The organism is Stutzerimonas kunmingensis (assembly GCF_032106285.1).
GTDB classification, from domain to species: Bacteria; Pseudomonadota; Gammaproteobacteria; order Pseudomonadales; family Pseudomonadaceae; genus Stutzerimonas; species Stutzerimonas kunmingensis_B.
In genome coordinates this window covers 88,012-103,611 of the sequence record NZ_DAMCPO010000010.1, presented here as the reverse complement: position 1 = coordinate 103,611, position 15,600 = coordinate 88,012, and the positions used below count along the sequence as shown (strand labels likewise).

Here is a 15,600-nt window from a genome sequence, read left to right as displayed (position 1 = left end):
CCAAGCGCGAAGTGCGGCGCTTTGCCGCGCGGAGGGCTGGCGGGCATGCCGGGCGGCATGCCCTTGGGGGTTGTCAGGTGTTCTTCAGCTTGCGCAGGTTGCCGATGACCGACTCCAGCGCGCGGTCGAACAGCAGGGTGTCGTTGAGTAGCCGAATGGCGCCGCGCTGGAATTCGGTCGCCAGGCCCATGCGGGTCTTTTCCAGGACTTTCATGCCGGTGCGATTAACGAAGATGTACTTGCCGGTGGGCTTGATCACCGCTGCCAGCTTGCAGCGCAGCTTGTGTTCTTCGTCTTCCTGGAACTCCACCCAGCTGCCGACGCGCAGATTGTCGACCTGGACCAGCGCGACATCGTTATCCGGCAGGCTGATTTCCGGTTCCTGCTCGCGGCTCTCGCCAGGTGCAAGCAGGACGATCTCGTCGACCACTTCGACCATTGCCGGTGTGGTTGCTATCGGAGTTGCCGCTGACTCCGCTGAAGTGCTGTCGTCCGCTGGCGCCTCGCTGGGAGCGCTCTGCGGTTGCTGGAAGCGCTGCAGGGTCTGGACATGGAGCGCTTCGAGCTGGGTAAAGAAGTCGCCGGTGGAAAAAGGGTCGAAGGCGGCGCTGACCAGTCCGTCGCGCAGCGCTTTAAGCAGGCTCGGTACCAGCTCCAGCAGGCGTGCGCGCGATTCTTCGTCTTCGTGAGGGGTAACGCTCCACACCAGATCGTCCATCGTGTCCAGGGCGGCCTGCCACTCTTCGGACTGGGTGCCGTGTTTCAGGCAGGTAAGCAGCAGAACCTTGCTCCAGGCTTCCTGCAGTAGCCGCACCACGACTTCCGGAAGCGTCTTGCCGAGCAAGCGCTGGTTCAGGGCGCGCTCAACTTCCTGTCGGGCGATCTCGGCCTTGGCGCGGCCTTCCTCGGCATCACGGGTGCGTTGCTCGAGCAGCTCGCTGCGGCGGCGCTCATCGCCGATGAAGGCAAGGAAGTCGGCCAGCAGCTCGGAGAAAATGGCCGGATCGTCCGTGAAGTCGTTGAGCAGTCGAGCCACGATCTGCTCGATCTTCTGGTAGAGACTGTCCCGCTGCGCTTCATCCTGATCGCCCCAGCCCATCGCTGCCGAGGCAATCTCGTTAAGCAGGCGGCGTGCCGGATGGCTGCCGCGGCTGAAGAAGGTCTTGTCCAATACCGCGACCTTGAGAAGCGGGATCTGCAGGCGACCGATCAGGGCCTTTAGCGAGTCGGGCAGGGTGCGGTCATCGAGTATGAATTCGAACAGCATGGAGACGAGGTTGATCACATCGTCGTCTATCTCGCCAACCACGCGGGACTTGCCGGTCTTGGCACTGACTCGGCTCAGCAGGCCGGCCAGCTGCTCCTGAAGATCGAACTCGTCGACGGTCTGCGGCGCGCGCGCCTGCATGTGCGACAGCAGGCGGAGGAGGTCGCCACTGGAGATCGGGATCGCATCGCTGGGGATGTTGCGCGCCGGCAGCATGCTGCTGCCACGGAGCTCTGAAAGCAGGCTGTGCAGTGCGCTGAATGCGGCTTCCTGCAGTCCCTCGTCGACATGTGCAGCCTGGCCAAGTGGTGCCGATAGTGCATGGCTTCCGGCTGGCGCGCCGGGGCGCTGCTGGCGGCGGGGCGGGGCGGAGTGCAGCTCTGGCAGGATGCCGGCAGCGACCAGGGTCTGGTTGGCTTCGGCATAGAGTTGGTCGATATCCCCGAGCACGTATTTTTCGAAGAGCTTGAAGATGATCAGCTTGACCTTGATCTCTACCCCAAGGCTGCTGCTGGCCTCGATGAAGTAGTCGCAGAGTGCGTGCGGGCCGAGCGGGTTGCTCTTGTCATCGAGCTTCTTGCTGATCAGCGCATTGAAACGAGTGGTCAGGTGCCCAAGCGGTTGAGCCGCACGACTCATGACTTTCGCGACCATGGTGTCGACGGCTACCGACTCTTCCAGCTCATCGTTCTGCACAAGTGAAAGACTGTCGAACGACACATTGTCCAGCACCGGCGGCTTGCCGATCTCATACTGATTGAGCTTGGCGAATGCTTCGAACAGCTGTTGCAGAAAGCCGCGTTCGATGTTGCGGCGCTTCATGCGCAAATCACGCATGGCTTCGAAAAACGCGTTCTGTTCGACGTTGCTGCTCGCACGATCGGCGATCTCGAAGAGCGAGTCATCGGCGTTGTCGAACAGCGACTGCAAAGCCTGACGCAGCTGTTGGGCGGCCTTGTCGCGCACGCTGATGAGCGCCACAGGCAGGCGGCCTGCTGGTGAAGAAGGCTTGTGCTCAGGGGCTGCCTTGTTCAGGTGCACCACTTTCGCATCGGTTCGCATCGAGACTCTCCTGCGGTCGCCTGCTTAACGGCGGTCACAACGCCAGCTTCAAACAGCGTCTTGTAAGGGTAACCAAATCGGCAGGGCAAGGCGGAAGGTTCCGGGCGAGCCCGCAATCTAGTGCGGGTTTCTTCTGTCGAACCGGATCCAGCGCAGCATAGCCGAGCGGTCTGATTTTACAACGACACCTCGTCAGTAAGGTGTCGCCATTTCGGTGGCGTCAATATTCTTGAAGGGCATTATAAGCATCGGATTGCGATGCCAAGGCCGGTTTTTCATTGGACATGACTTGGCTCACAGATACTCGCAGGTTTTCCGCCGGGAGGTAAAAAAAGCCTCTCGAATACCCGTCCGGGATGCGCAGGTTGGCGCTGCGTTAGCGAGCACTCAGCCTTTATACTCCGCGCAATCTTCAGGAGTCAGCCATGCCGAATCTTACACTTGCCGATCTATCTGCAGAAATCGATGCCAATGTTCGTCGCGCGCTCGCCGAGGACGTCGGCAGTGGTGACATCACGGCGCAGTTGATTCCAGCCGAGCGGCTGGCGCATGCGTCGGTCATCACTCGCGAGGAGGCAGTGATCAGTGGAACGGCATGGGTAGACGCCGTATTCCGCCAAGTCGACCCACGCGTTGCGGTTCACTGGCAGGTTGCCGATGGTGACCGTGTCGGGGCTGATCGGGTGCTGTTCCATCTCGAGGGGCCGGCGCGGGCGCTGCTTACCGGCGAGCGCAGTGCGCTGAATTTTCTGCAACTGCTGTCGGGTGTGGCGACTCGCTGTCGTCACTACGCGGACATGGTAGGCGGGACCGGCGTGCGTTTGCTCGATACGCGCAAGACCATACCCGGGCTGCGCCTGGCGCAGAAGTATGCCGTTACCTGCGGTGGCTGCCACAACCACCGCATCGGTTTGTACGACGCCTTCCTGATCAAGGAAAACCACATTGCCGCTTGCGGTGGCATCGCCGAGGCGGTTGCTGCTGCACATCGCATCGCGCCGGGCAAGCCGGTGGAGATCGAGGTGGAGAGTCTGGACGAGCTTGAGCAGGCGCTACTAGCAGGTGCCGATATCGTCATGCTGGACGAGCTCAGTCTGGATGACATGCGCACCGCGGTGGCCATTAATGGGGGGCGGGCCAAGCTCGAAGCGTCGGGCGGCATCAGCGATGAAACGCTGCGCAGCGTGGCGGAAACGGGGGTGGACTACATCTCCATCGGCGCGCTGACCAAGCATGTGCGGGCGGTGGATCTGTCGATGCGCTTGCGGCAGTAAGGGCGGGGCGAGGTTGCGGTGCCTGGCGCAGCGGCTGCGCCAGGCGGATCGGTCAGTGACGGCTTTTCAGGCCGAAATTCTCGTGCAGGGTGCCGGGGGTGTCGTCGCCCTTGGGCGCATAGTCCTTCGGCGGCTCGGTGAAGGCCGGCGACGAGAGACGCTCACGAGTGCCGTGGTTCTCTTCGCTGTGCAGTGCGGCCATCAGGCGTTGACGGGTCTGTTCGTCGAGTGCGAGGCGGCTGGCGCCGTCGGACAGGTGATCCTGAATGTCCTGATAGTTGTTGGTCAGCTTGCGCAGCAGGCTGGCGGTGGTGTTGAAGTGGGTAACCACCTCACTCTGATAAGTGTCGAAACGCTCTTGCAGGTCATCGACCTGACGCTGTGTGCGGTTTGGTGCGCTGCTGCGTGCCACCAGATAACCGATGGCGATGCCGGCGATCAGGCCGACGATCGGGAGCAACCAGGTCGCGAGGGTCTGTTCCACGAGTCCTTCCTCTATATAAACGGCTGTGCTTACGTTAACGTCTCGTACCTGCTCTGTATACCGCGACGCGAGGCGGCGGTTATTGGCAGCTAGTTAGCAAGACGAGTCGACTCGTCCCAAGGTCACGGAGTTCCTGCTTTGTTGAAACGCGAAACCCCCCTCAATCTCGACGGCCCCTGCGGCACCCTTGAAGCGCTGTACTTCGATCAATCGCAGCCGACGGGGCTCGCGCTGATCTGCCACCCGAACCCGGTCAAGGGCGGCACCATGCTGAACAAGGTGGTCTCGACCCTGCAGCGCACCGCGCGCGACGCCGGCTACAGCACGCTGCGCTTCAATTATCGCGGTGTCGGCGGCAGCGCCGGCGCGCATGACATGGTCGAGGGCGAGGTGGATGACGCCGAGGCTGCGCTGCGTTGGCTGCGCGAGCAGAATCCGGAGCTGCCGCTGACGCTGCTGGGGTTCTCCTTCGGCGGGTTCGTCGCCGGCAACCTGGCCCACCGTTTGAACGCGGAGGGCGTGGCGGTACAGCGGCTGATGATGGTGGCGCCGGCAGTGTCGCGCCTCGTCGAGCTGTCGTTGGCTGACGATTGCCAGCTGACGATCATCCAGCCGGAGCAGGACGAGGTCATCGATGCCGAGTCCGTGTACACCTTTTCCGCGCAGCTGCAGCACCCCCATGAGCTGCTGAAAGTGGCAGAATGCGGCCACTTTTTTCATGGCAAGCTGGTGGAATTGAAGGAACTGGTCGCCCCGCGGCTTTGATGCCCGAACCTGCTCCTCTCCGCCGCGCTCAACGATCGAGAATGACTGCATGACTACCCGCATCCTGACCGGTATCACCACCACCGGCACGCCGCACCTGGGCAACTACGCCGGCGCGATCCGCCCGGCCATCCTGGCCAGCCGCGACGCGGCCGCCGACTCCTTCTATTTCCTGGCCGACTACCACGCGCTGATCAAGTGCGATGACCCGCTGCGTATCCAGCGCTCGCGCCTGGAGATTGCCGCGACCTGGTTGGCATGCGGCCTCGATGCCGAACGCGTGACCTTCTATCGTCAGTCCGACGTTCCGGAAATCCCCGAGCTGACCTGGCTGCTGACCTGCGTTACCGCCAAGGGGTTGCTCAATCGCGCCCACGCCTACAAGGCCTCGGTGGACAAGAACGTCGATAGCGGCGAGGACCCGGATGCCGGCGTTACCATGGGACTCTACAGCTACCCGGTGCTGATGGCGGCGGACATCCTGATGTTCAACGCGCACAAGGTGCCGGTTGGCCGCGACCAGATCCAGCATGTGGAAATGGCCCGCGATATCGCTCAGCGCTTCAATCATCTGTTCGGTCACGGTCGTGAGTTCTTCACCCTGCCGGATGCGGTGATCGAGGAAGGCGTCGCCACGCTGCCCGGCCTTGACGGACGCAAGATGTCGAAGAGCTACGACAACACCATTCCGCTGTTCGGCAGCGCCAAGGAGCTCAAGGGCGCGATCGCACGCATCGTCACCGACTCGCGCCTGCCGGGCGAGCCGAAGGACCCCGACAGCTCGCACCTGTTCACCCTCTACCAGGCGTTCGCCACCGCGCAGCAGCAGGATGCGTTCCGCCAGGAGCTGCTCGACGGGCTGGCCTGGGGCGATGCCAAGCAGCGCCTGTTCGAGCTGCTCGACAACGAGCTGGGCGAGGCGCGCGAGCTGTATCACCAGCTGATCACCAAGCCCGCCGAGCTGGAGGACATTCTCCAGGCGGGCGCGGCCAAGGCGCGCCGAATCGCCACGCCGTTCCTTGGTGAGCTGCGCGAAGCGGTGGGCCTGCGCAACTTCCGTAGCGAAGTTAAAAGTGCAGCGCCAGCCAAGAAGAAGTCCAGCAAGGTGGCGCGCTTCGCCAGCTTCCGCGAGGCCGACGGCGCGTTCCGCTTTCGTTTCTTTGCGCCCGACGGCGAGGAGCTGCTGCTGTCCCGTCCGTTGAGCAACCCGAAGGCGATCGGCAGCCTGACCCAGCGGTTGATTGCCGGCGGGCCGGACGCGCTGGAACTTCGCGAGGACGAAGGCGATCAATTCACCCTGTGGCTGGACGACGAATGCGTCGCCGACAGCCCACATTATGAGAGCGCCGAAGCGCTCGATGCCGCCATGCTGCGGGTACGCGAGGCGCTGGCCACGCTCGTCGACTGACGTGCTGCCGCCAGGGCGGAACGCACCCTGCGACTGCGTTCCGCGGCTTCGCGGCGATCTCCAAGAATGGGTGTCCCGGGAGGGCTGACGCTTGAACGACCTGAGTAAATTGCCAACCACCGAGGGCGCGGCTAAAGTGTCGGCCCCGTTTCACTACCCAGACTCCGCCATGACCCCTCTTGAGCGCTATCAGGCCGACCTGAAACGTCCTGACTTCTTCCACGATGCCGCCCAGGAAAATGCGGTGCGTCACCTGCAACGTCTGTACGACGATCTGGTGGCCGACGATCGCAGCAAGAGCGGCCTGCTCGGCAAGCTGTTCGGCAAGAAACAGCAGGAGCCGATCAAGGGCATCTACTTCTGGGGCGGCGTTGGCCGCGGCAAGACCTACCTCGTTGATACCTTCTTCGACGCATTGCCGTTCAAGCAGAAGACGCGCACGCACTTTCACCGCTTTATGAAGCGCGTGCACGAGGAAATGAAGACGCTCAAGGGCGAAAAGAACCCGCTGACCATCATTGGCAAGCGCTTCGCCGACGAGTCGCGGGTGATCTGTTTCGACGAATTCTTCGTCTCCGATATCACCGACGCGATGATTCTTGCCACGCTGCTCGAAGAGCTGTTCAAGAACGGCGTGAGCCTGGTGGCGACCTCCAACATCGTGCCGGATGGTCTGTACAAGGACGGTCTGCAGCGTGCGCGCTTCCTGCCGGCCATCGAGCTGCTGAAGAAGCACACCGAGATCGTCAACGTCGACAGCGGCATCGACTATCGCCTGCGTGCGCTGGAGCAGGCCGAGCTGTTCCACTTCCCGCTCGATGCCGAGGCCGAGCAGAGCCTGGAACGCAGCTTCAAGAGCTTGCTGCCGGAGAACTGCCGGGTCGTCGACAAGGACGCACTGATGATCGAGAACCGCGAGATTCGCGCGGTAAAGACCGGCAACGATGTGGCCTGGTTCGAGTTCCGCGAGCTCTGCGACGGGCCGCGTAGCCAGAACGACTACATCGAACTGGGCAAGATATTCGGCGCCATCCTGCTGGCCAATGTCGAGCAGATGAGTGTCACCAAGGACGACATGGCGCGCCGCTTCATCAACCTCGTCGACGAGTTCTACGACCGCAACGTCAAGCTCATCATCTCCGCCGAGGTTGAGCTCAAGGACCTCTATACCGGTGGTCGCCTGGAGTTCGAATTCCAGCGCACCCTGAGCCGTCTGCTGGAAATGCAATCGCACGAGTACCTGTCGCGGCCGCACAAGCCCTGACCATGGCGTGGCCGCGAAGACCGACTCTTCGCGGCCAAAGGCCGCTTTCTCGCAACGTCTGGCACTGCGCCTTAGTAGGCGCGGTGTTCGTCAAGAAGGCGTATGCCAGCTGTCGGTTATCCTGCTTCAGCAAGCCAGCCTTGGCTGTTCCGTGGTCGCCCTTACGACTCAGGCCGGTATTTCTGCCGGTAGTGATTGGGTGACAGCTCGGTGTGCTGGCGGAAAAGGCGGGCGAAGAAGCTCGCATCGTCGTAGCCCACTTCGTAGCTGATCGTCTTGATGCTCTTGCCGGTGGTGGCGAGCAGGCTCTTCGCCGTCTCGATCCGCAGGCGTTGCAGATAGTGCAGCGGCTTGTCGCCGGTGGCTGCCTGGAAGCGGCGCATGAAGTTGCGAATGCTCATGCCATGCTGCCGCGCCACGTCCTCGAAGCGAAACTTTTCGGCGAAGTTGGCTTCCAGCCATTCCTGTATCTGCAGAATCCGCGTATCCAGATGCAGCTTCTGCCCGCCGAAACCCAAGCGCCCCGGGCTGTAACTGCGTTGTAGCTCGTAAAGCACGTCACGCGCCATGCCCTGGGCCACGTGTGCGCCGCAGAAGCGCTCGACCAGATACATGTACAGGTCGCAGGCCGAGGTCGTGCCGCCTGCGCAGTAGAGGTTGTCGCTGTCGGTGAGGTGCTTGTCGGCGCTGAAAGCCACACCGGGGAAGCGCTCGACGAAGTCATTGGCAAAGCGCCAGTGGGTGGTCGCCTCGCGGCCTTCCAGCAGGCCCGCCTGGGCCATCCAGAACACGCCGGTGGCTTCGCCACAGATGACGCTGCCTGCTGCGTGACGCTCGCGCAACCAGGGCATCACACCCGGATGCTGCGCGCAGAGCGCATCGAAATCTCCCCAGAAGGCCGGCAGGATCACCATATCGGCGTCATCCAGCGGACTATCCACGGCGATGGCGATACCGCTGAAGGTATTTACCGCCTTGCCGTCCGGGCTGACCAGACGGGTTTCGAAAGCAGGGGTGAGGTCAAGGCCGAGCTGTTTGCCATAGCGCAGGCTGGCCATGTGGAAGAAATCCTTGGCCTGGGTGAGTGTCGAGGCGAACACCCCTTCGGTGGCAAGTATGCTGACGCGCTGGATCGAGGCGAGATTGGGCATGCGATTCTAATTATTGTGGTGAGTAACAGGGTAAATCTGCCGTGTGGCGGCTGGAGCGTCCTATTTTTGCGTGCATCTGTCCAGCCTTCCCTGAAGCGATGCGGCTGAACCGTCACGGCGACCCGGCGTCGAAAACCGCTGATGCACAGGAGCGAAGAGATGAGTGAAAGCAGTCAGTATCCGACAGCCCCTTTTGGCGATTGGGACGGCAGCCCGGCCGCGGCGCGTGCGATGCAGCAGAGCCTGGCGGCGCAGGTGAGCTTGCAGGATGACTTCCCACCGTTGCGATTGATCGCCGGGGTGGATGTCGGTTTCGAGGATGGCGGCACTATCACCCGCGCCGCGGCAGTGCTGCTGGATGCCGATACCCTGGAGCTGGTCGGCAGCAGCCTGGCGCGAATTCCGACGAACATGCCCTACATTCCGGGCCTGCTTTCGTTCCGTGAGCTACCCGCGGTGCTGCAGGCGCTCGGCGAACTGCCGGCCGTCCCCGACCTGATCTTTTCCGACGGCCACGGCATCGCCCACCCGCGCCGCCTGGGCATTGCTGCTCACCTGGGCGTGGTGACCGGCCTGCCCACCATCGGCGTGGCAAAGAAGCTGCTCACCGGGGCGCACGACGAGCTGGATCTGGCGCGTGGTGCACAGGTCGAGTTGCGCGACAGGAAGACCGGCGAAGTGATCGGCTGCGTGCTGCGCAGCAAGGACAAGGTGCGGCCGCTGATCATTTCCCCGGGTAACCGGGTCAGCATCGTCACCGCACCGCAGCTGGTGATGCGTTATGTCACGCGCTATCGCCTGCCGGAGCCGACCCGGCTGGCCGACCGGCTGGCGTCGCGGCGGGAAGAAAAGGCCGCCGCGCGGCGTTTGTCTGGAGCGGCCGAGTAGTTAAAGCAGTTGTAACCGGGATTGCCCGCGCCCGTGGCGACGCTTGCAGCTGGCGTCTCGCAGGCGCTAGCCTGCGGGCCTGTTGTCAGCTCGGACCCTACCATGATTCTGGATTGCGCTACCGGTTGGTGTCAGGGCGTTCGCCACTGCCCGTCACCGAACTTCAACCAGCGGCCGGCCGGCGAGATTTCCCTGCTGGTGATCCACAACATCAGCCTGCCGCCGGGGCAGTTCGGCACCGGCAAGGTTCAGCAGTTCTTCCAGAATTGTCTGCAGTGCCATGAGCACCCGTTTTTCGAGGAGATCGCCGAGCTGCAGGTGTCGGCGCATTTTCTCATCGAGCGTGATGGCGCGATCACTCAGTTCGTCTCCTGTCTGGATCGTGCCTGGCACGCCGGCGTGTCCTGCTTCGACGGTCGCGAGGGCTGCAACGATTTCTCCATCGGCATCGAGCTGGAGGGGACCGACGACCAACCCTTCAGTGAGGCGCAATACCAGGCGCTGATCGGATTGTGCCGGGTACTGCAGGGCGCGTTTCCAGCGATTACCCCCGAGCGGGTTTGCGGCCACAGCGATATCGCGCCGGGGCGCAAGACCGATCCCGGCCCGGCATTCGACTGGCAGCGGCTGCGTGCGGCTTCCATTACCTGCTGACGAAAGGAAAGGGCGATGAGTTTCTGGTGATCCTGCTCGTGCTGCTGGTGGAGAAGTTCTCTGATTGGCGGCCGCGGCTGCAATACGACAGCCCCTGGCTGACGCGCCTGCGCCAGGCGGAGGCCAGCCCGCGTCTGCGACAGACGCCCTGGCTGGCGCTGCTGTTGCTGGTGTTGCTCCCGGTGCTGCTGCTCGGCCTGGTGCTGCTGGCACTGGAGCCGCTGGCCTACGGGTGGCTGAGCCTGCCTGTGCATCTGCTGGTGCTGCTCTACAGCCTCGGCCGCGGCCATGCCAAGGCTGAAGTCGGTGCGTTCCGCGACGCCTGGCGCCGTGGAGATGAGGAGGCCGCCGCGCTGGCCGCCGAACGTGACGCCGGCCTGCAGACCCAGGACCCGCCGAGCCTGTTGGCAGCGGTGCAGTCCTGGCTGCTGTGGCGCAGCTACGAGGGTTTTTTTGCGGTGATCTTCTGGTACCTGCTGCTCGGGCCGATGGCGGCGCTGGCGTACCGGCTGCTGGCGCTGTGCGCCGAGCACACCGAGCTCGAAGGGTTGCGCGAGCGGGCCGAGCAGCTGCGGCATGCCTTCGACTGGTTGCCGGTGCGGGTGTTGCTCGGCAGTTTTGCGCTGGTCGGCAACTTCGTCGCGGTCAACCGGGCGCTGCTGCACGAGTTGCTGAGCTGGGATGTGCCAGCCCGGCGGCTGTTGGCCGATGCCGGTCCGTTGGCCGCCGATCTGCCGCCCGCGGTCGACGGCGAGGCGGGCATCGCGAGGCTCGACGGGATCGCGGCATTGCTCGTACGTACACGGGTGTTCTGGTATGCGGTGATCGCAGTCTGGACGATCCTCGCCTGAGGCTCTTGGCCAGCGGCGCCGCTAATGGACGTCCATAACGCCTCTGTATGGGATTCCACGGCCGAATCGCTGTAACCCGCAGGCCAGACGCCTCGCCGAGCGTCTGGTTGATGCCAGTCGAAGAGCCATCATTTGGCCATTACCTTAAGTTACAAAAACGCCTACCGATATCCCGTATAACCCGGGCAGATGCCACTCTCTGACGAGCCCTGCTGCGCGCTGCAATTGCGTGCAAGCCAATACCAATAAAATTGGGAGACGTCGTGTGAATAGTCTGTTGTATCCCGCGATTGCGTTCATGAACCGCCTGAGCTTCGGTATGAAGTTCAGCCTGGTCAGCGTCCTGTTTTTCGTTCCCATGCTGCTGAGCAACTACTACCTGGTTCGCGACTCGTACCGGGCATATGTCGGTACCCGCAACGAGCTGCAGAGTCTCGAGCTGCTTGGCTCGACCTTGCAGGTGCGGCGCAGCATGGAGGACTGGAAAGACCTCGTGCATATCGAATCGATCATCGGCCAGACCGGCAATGTCGAGGCGCTGCAGACTCGCTTGAACCGCGTCGAAAGCGCCCTGACAGCGCAGCTGCAGGCTCTTGCCCCCGTTGGCGATGCGCCTGAGCAGGTGGCTGAATTCAATAGCCGTCGCGACGAACTGGTGACCGGGCTGAACGCCGCCCAGGCCGAGCAATCGTTGCAGTCCAAGGCAGCCATGGCCGAGTCCCTGCTGGGCCAGTCGCAGGTGATGATCAAGCTCGTCGCCGGCCAGTCCGGCCTCAGCCAGGATCTCGAGCGTGAGGTCCGTCTGTTGGCCGAGCTGCTGACCACGGTAACCCCGGCCATCAGCGCATCGCTCGGCGAGGGGCGCGCGGTGGGCTCCTACACGTTCGGCCAGGGCTACCTGAACTCCGATGCCAGCAATACGCTGGACAGCCTCGTGCTGGAACTGGAAAAGCAGCAGGCGCAGTACGCCGCACAGTTGCAGGATGCCCTAGGCGCAAGCCAGGCCGCGCGTACCCGGCTCGACGCCTTCGCCACCGCCAGCCGTGAGTCCCTGCAGGCGAGCAGCGAAATCCTGCAGGACGAGGTGATCATGGCCGAGGCGCTGGACCTGCCTTGGGAGCAGTTCTACGAGCGCATCAGCGCGCAGATGGCCAAGACCTACGAGCTGAACGACGCCATTCTCGGTTTCCTCGAGGTGGAGCTTGCCGAGCGGCTGGAGCAGAAGCGCCTGCTCATGACCCTGCTGCTTTCGGCACTGGCGGTGGTGCTGTGCCTGGTGGCGTATCTGTACGCAGGCTTCTACGCCTCGACGCGCGCCTCGCTGCACAGTCTCGGCAGGATCATGGACAAGGTCGCCGCCGGTGACATGACCGCGCGCTATCAGGTACAGAGCCGAGATGAGCTTGGCGAGCTGGGCCAGGTGTTCAATACCACCGTGGCGCAGATCCGCGAGCTGATCGAGCGAGTCGGGCAGACCGTCGCCGAAGTCGAGCGCCAGGCACAGCGGGTCGAAAGCGTCTCCGGCGAGAGCAATCAGACGGTATCCGAGCAGCGTGGGCAGATCGAACAGGTCGCCACGGCGATGAACGAGATGTCCGCCACCGCCCAGGAGGTCGCCAGCAGTGCCGAGGCAGCAGTGGGCAGCGCACAGAGCGTCAACGAGGAAACCGTCAGCGGGCGCGAGCTGGTGGTAGCGCAGGTCGGCGGTATCCAGCGGCTGGCCGGCGAGATCGAGCAGTCGGTGCAGGTGATCAACCAGTTGGCCGACGACAGCAAGGCGATCAGCCAGGTGCTGGACGTGATCAAGACCATCGCCGAACAGACCAACCTGCTGGCCCTCAATGCGGCCATCGAGGCCGCGCGTGCGGGCGAGCAGGGCCGTGGCTTCGCGGTGGTCGCAGACGAGGTGCGCGGGCTGGCGCAGCGGACACAGAAGTCCACCGCGGAAATCGAGCAGATGATCGCTCGCCTGCACAACGGTGTCGGCGCAGCGGTGAAAACCATGCATGCCAGCCATACGCTGGCCGAAGACACCGTTGGCCAGTCGGGGCGGGTCGAGCAGGCGCTGGAAAACATCCTTGGCGCGGTGGGACTGATCGTCGATCAGAACCAGCAGATTGCCGCCGCGGCCGAGCAGCAGACAGCCGTGGCGCACGATATCGATCGCAATATCGTCGCCATTAATGAGGCCGGCCAGCGTACCGCCGAGGGTGCCGGGCATACCGAGCAGGCGAGTCGTGAGCTGTCGCAGCTGGTGGGACGCCTGCAGCAGCTGATCGGCGCGTTCCGGGTCTGACCGCGGCGATGATCAGGGCTGCGGCCAGCCGAACAGTTCACAGCTGTTGCGATAGCTGGCGGCGGCCAGCTCTTCGGCGCTGACGCCTTTGAGGTCGGCCAGCATCCGGCAGATCTCCGGCAGCAGTTCCGGGCTGTTGCGCTCGCCGGCGTGGCCGGCTGGCGGGATATCCGGCGAGTCGGTTTCCAGCACGATGGCCTCCAGCGGCAGTTGCTTGAGCACCCGCTGCATGCGCAGCGCCTGTGGCCAGGTACCGGCACCCCCGAGGCCGAGCCTGAAGCCGAGGCGCAGGTATTCCTGAGCTTCCTCCCAGCTGCCACTGAAGGCGTGCACGATGCCGGCGCGCTGCAGCTTGTAGCGTTTGAGCATGGCGATCATCGGTGCGTGGGCGCGGCGTACGTGCAGCAGTACCGGCAGCTCGAACTCAGCAGCCAGCGCCAGCTGCGCTTCGAGCAGTTCGTGCTGGCGCTCGATGTCCGGGTCCTCGACGTAATAGTCCAGGCCGATCTCGCCGATGGCGCAGAGTTTAGGCTCACCGCGTAGCTGCTCCAGCCAGTCGCGCAGCTTGCCCAGGTGCTCGTCCCGGTGCTCGGCGATGAACACCGGGTGAAGGCCCAGCGCGGCATGAACCGCTGGCTGCTCGCAGGCTAGCTGCCAGACCCGCTCCAGATTCGCTTCGTGCACGCCGAGTACCACGATGCGCTCGACGCCAGCGGCCGCGCTGCGGGCGATGACCTGGGTTCTGTCATCATCGAACATCTCGAAATCGAGGTGGGTATGGGTGTCGATAAGCTGCACGACAGGCTCCGTACGGTCGGCGGTGGGCGGGCGCGTAATGCTACATGGCCTTCAGTGGCTTTCCTCTTCGATCTGAATGTCGCTGACGCCCAGCTCTTCAAGCCGGCTGTCTTCGCTGGGGCGTATCGGGTTTTCCCAGGGGGCGTCGACCGCTGCACGCGGCTCGCGGACGTAATGCAGCAGTATTTCCAGTTCAGCCTGCTCCAGACCGGGCACTTCGAACGAGCTGATCAGCAGCGAGGCGGGCTCGCCGTTGATGCAGTAGTGGATGCGGTAACGCTTCAGATCGGTCATGGCGGGCTTCCTGCGGTTGGCGGCACTGAAGTATCCGACCGCCGAAATCCGCTCAGGCTCCAGAGTCTCCTCCTGCTTCGCGCTCAAGCAACGCCGCCTTGCGTTCCAGCCCCCAGCGATAGCCGGTCAGCGCCTGATGACTGCCGACCACGCGATGGCAGGGCACCAGCAGGCCGACGGGGTTGCTGGCGCAGGCGCGGGCGACCGCACGGGCGTGGCTGCCGAGGGTTGCCGCCAGCTCACCGTAGCGCCGCGTCTCGCCGGCGGGAATCTGCTGCAACGCCTGCCAGACGCGCTGCTGAAAGGCCGTGCCGCGCAGATCGAGCGGCAGCTGGGCGGCACGCTGCGGTTCTTCCAGTTGGCTGACGATTGCCTGCAGCCACTCACCCAGGCCTTCCTGGTCGCGCTGCAACTGTGCCGCGGCAAAGCGTGAGCGCAACTCGTCTTCCAGCGCTGTCTGGTCGTCGCCGAACAGCAGGGCGCAGATGCCGTTGTCGCTGCTGGCGACCAGCAGCTGGCCGAGTGGGCAGGGCGCCAGGGCGTAGCGCAGGGTTTCGCCCGCACCTTTGCGGCGGCGCTGGGCCGGCGTCAGTGCCTGGGCGTCCGCGTAAGGGGCCCGCGTGCCGGAGTAGCCGGCAGCGAGGGCGGCATCGAGTACCGAGTCGGCCTCGGTCAGGTGGGTTTCCAGACGTTCGCGGCGGCGCGCCGCCGACCACGCCCGCGGGGTCATGCCGGTGCGCGCCTTGAATGCCCGTGACAGGTAGGCCGGCGACAGCCCGATGCGCGCGGCCAGCTGCTGCAGCGGCAGCGGCGTCTCGGTTTCGTCGAGCAGGCGGCAGGCGGCGATCACCAGTGCATCGAGCTGCTCGCTCGGGCTCGGGCCGCAGGGCGAACAGCGGCGACATGGCCGGTAACCGGCGGCCTGGGCTGCCGCTGGATCGGTGTAGAACGCCGTCCGCTCGCGAGCTGGCCGGCGTGCCGGGCAGCTGGGGCGGCAGAAAATACCGGTCGAGCGCACGGCGAACACGAAGCGGCCATCGAAGGCGGCATCGCGTTCGCATAGCGCTTGCCAGCAGCGGTCCTGGTCGAGCATGGCGCGACTCCCCTGGTTGATGCTGCGATTGTCGGTCCTGGCCGGACGTGC

14 protein-coding genes are annotated in these 15,600 nt (G+C 64.0%); 8 read left to right on the top strand and 6 right to left on the bottom strand.

Annotation, left to right across the window (positions count from 1 at the left end):
• Window positions 1-73: 73 nt before the first annotated feature.
• Complete coding sequence (locus RT582_RS10295; protein WP_313477309.1) at window positions 74-2,329, bottom strand: DUF1631 domain-containing protein; 2,256 nt, start codon at window positions 2,327-2,329, stop codon at window positions 74-76.
• 425 nt (window positions 2,330-2,754) lie between these two features.
• Between RT582_RS10295 and nadC the strand changes: the two genes are divergently transcribed.
• Window positions 2,755-3,603, top strand: a complete 849-nt coding sequence (nadC, locus tag RT582_RS10290) for a carboxylating nicotinate-nucleotide diphosphorylase (RefSeq protein ID WP_045665482.1) — start codon at window positions 2,755-2,757, stop codon at window positions 3,601-3,603.
• A 52-nt stretch (window positions 3,604-3,655) separates the two neighbouring features.
• Here the strand turns inward: nadC and RT582_RS10285 are convergent, their stop codons facing one another.
• Complete coding sequence (locus RT582_RS10285; RefSeq protein WP_003298586.1) at window positions 3,656-4,087, bottom strand: YhcB family protein; 432 nt, start codon at window positions 4,085-4,087, stop codon at window positions 3,656-3,658.
• A gap of 138 nt (window positions 4,088-4,225) precedes the next feature.
• Between RT582_RS10285 and RT582_RS10280 the strand changes: the two genes are divergently transcribed.
• From RT582_RS10280 to zapE, 3 genes are all read left to right on the top strand, one after another.
• On the top strand, window positions 4,226-4,852 hold the full coding sequence (locus RT582_RS10280; protein WP_042926665.1) for an alpha/beta hydrolase: 627 nt from the start codon (window positions 4,226-4,228) through the stop codon (window positions 4,850-4,852).
• A gap of 49 nt (window positions 4,853-4,901) precedes the next feature.
• A complete protein-coding gene (locus RT582_RS10275; protein WP_313477308.1) occupies window positions 4,902-6,260 on the top strand; it encodes a tryptophan--tRNA ligase in 1,359 nt (452 codons plus the stop codon).
• Between the two features lie 169 nt (window positions 6,261-6,429).
• Window positions 6,430-7,524 carry a cell division protein ZapE gene (zapE, locus tag RT582_RS10270; protein ID WP_014819073.1) on the top strand — a complete coding sequence of 365 codons (1,095 nt, stop codon included), beginning with the start codon at window positions 6,430-6,432 and terminating at the stop codon, window positions 7,522-7,524.
• Between the two features lie 161 nt (window positions 7,525-7,685).
• On the opposite strand, the gene RT582_RS10265 is transcribed toward zapE, so the two are convergent.
• Window positions 7,686-8,675 (bottom strand): GlxA family transcriptional regulator, encoded by a 990-nt coding sequence (locus RT582_RS10265; protein WP_023447164.1) that lies wholly within the window; start codon window positions 8,673-8,675, stop codon window positions 7,686-7,688.
• 159 nt (window positions 8,676-8,834) lie between these two features.
• On the opposite strand from RT582_RS10265, the gene nfi reads away from it, so the two are divergent.
• The 4 genes from nfi (at window position 8,835) to RT582_RS10245 (ending at window position 13,364) form a co-directional block, all read left to right on the top strand.
• Window positions 8,835-9,563 carry a deoxyribonuclease V gene (gene nfi / locus RT582_RS10260; RefSeq protein WP_313477307.1) on the top strand — a complete coding sequence of 243 codons (729 nt, stop codon included), beginning with the start codon at window positions 8,835-8,837 and terminating at the stop codon, window positions 9,561-9,563.
• A 102-nt stretch (window positions 9,564-9,665) separates the two neighbouring features.
• Entirely contained in the window at window positions 9,666-10,217 is a 552-nt protein-coding gene (gene ampD, locus RT582_RS10255) for a 1,6-anhydro-N-acetylmuramyl-L-alanine amidase AmpD (RefSeq protein WP_014819076.1), read from the top strand.
• Window positions 10,214-11,068 carry a regulatory signaling modulator protein AmpE gene (gene ampE / locus RT582_RS10250; protein WP_313477324.1) on the top strand — a complete coding sequence of 285 codons (855 nt, stop codon included), beginning with the start codon at window positions 10,214-10,216 and terminating at the stop codon, window positions 11,066-11,068. The genes ampD and ampE overlap by 4 nt, the downstream gene beginning before the upstream one ends.
• A 265-nt stretch (window positions 11,069-11,333) precedes the next feature.
• Entirely contained in the window at window positions 11,334-13,364 is a 2,031-nt protein-coding gene (locus RT582_RS10245) for a methyl-accepting chemotaxis protein (protein WP_228208193.1), read from the top strand.
• Between the two features lie 12 nt (window positions 13,365-13,376).
• Here RT582_RS10245 and RT582_RS10240 read toward each other — a convergent pair whose 3' ends face one another.
• From RT582_RS10240 to ada, 3 genes are read right to left on the bottom strand one after another with little or no spacing between them, the layout of a single operon-like run.
• Window positions 13,377-14,162, bottom strand: a complete 786-nt coding sequence (locus tag RT582_RS10240; protein WP_125896871.1) for a TatD family hydrolase — start codon at window positions 14,160-14,162, stop codon at window positions 13,377-13,379.
• Window positions 14,163-14,213: 51 nt separating this feature from the next.
• On the bottom strand, window positions 14,214-14,456 hold the full coding sequence (locus RT582_RS10235; protein ID WP_014819080.1) for a hypothetical protein: 243 nt from the start codon (window positions 14,454-14,456) through the stop codon (window positions 14,214-14,216).
• 52 nt (window positions 14,457-14,508) lie between these two features.
• Window positions 14,509-15,549, bottom strand: coding sequence for a bifunctional DNA-binding transcriptional regulator/O6-methylguanine-DNA methyltransferase Ada (gene ada / locus RT582_RS10230; RefSeq protein WP_313477323.1), 1,041 nt, complete (start codon window positions 15,547-15,549; stop codon window positions 14,509-14,511).
• Window positions 15,550-15,600: the final 51 nt, after the last annotated feature.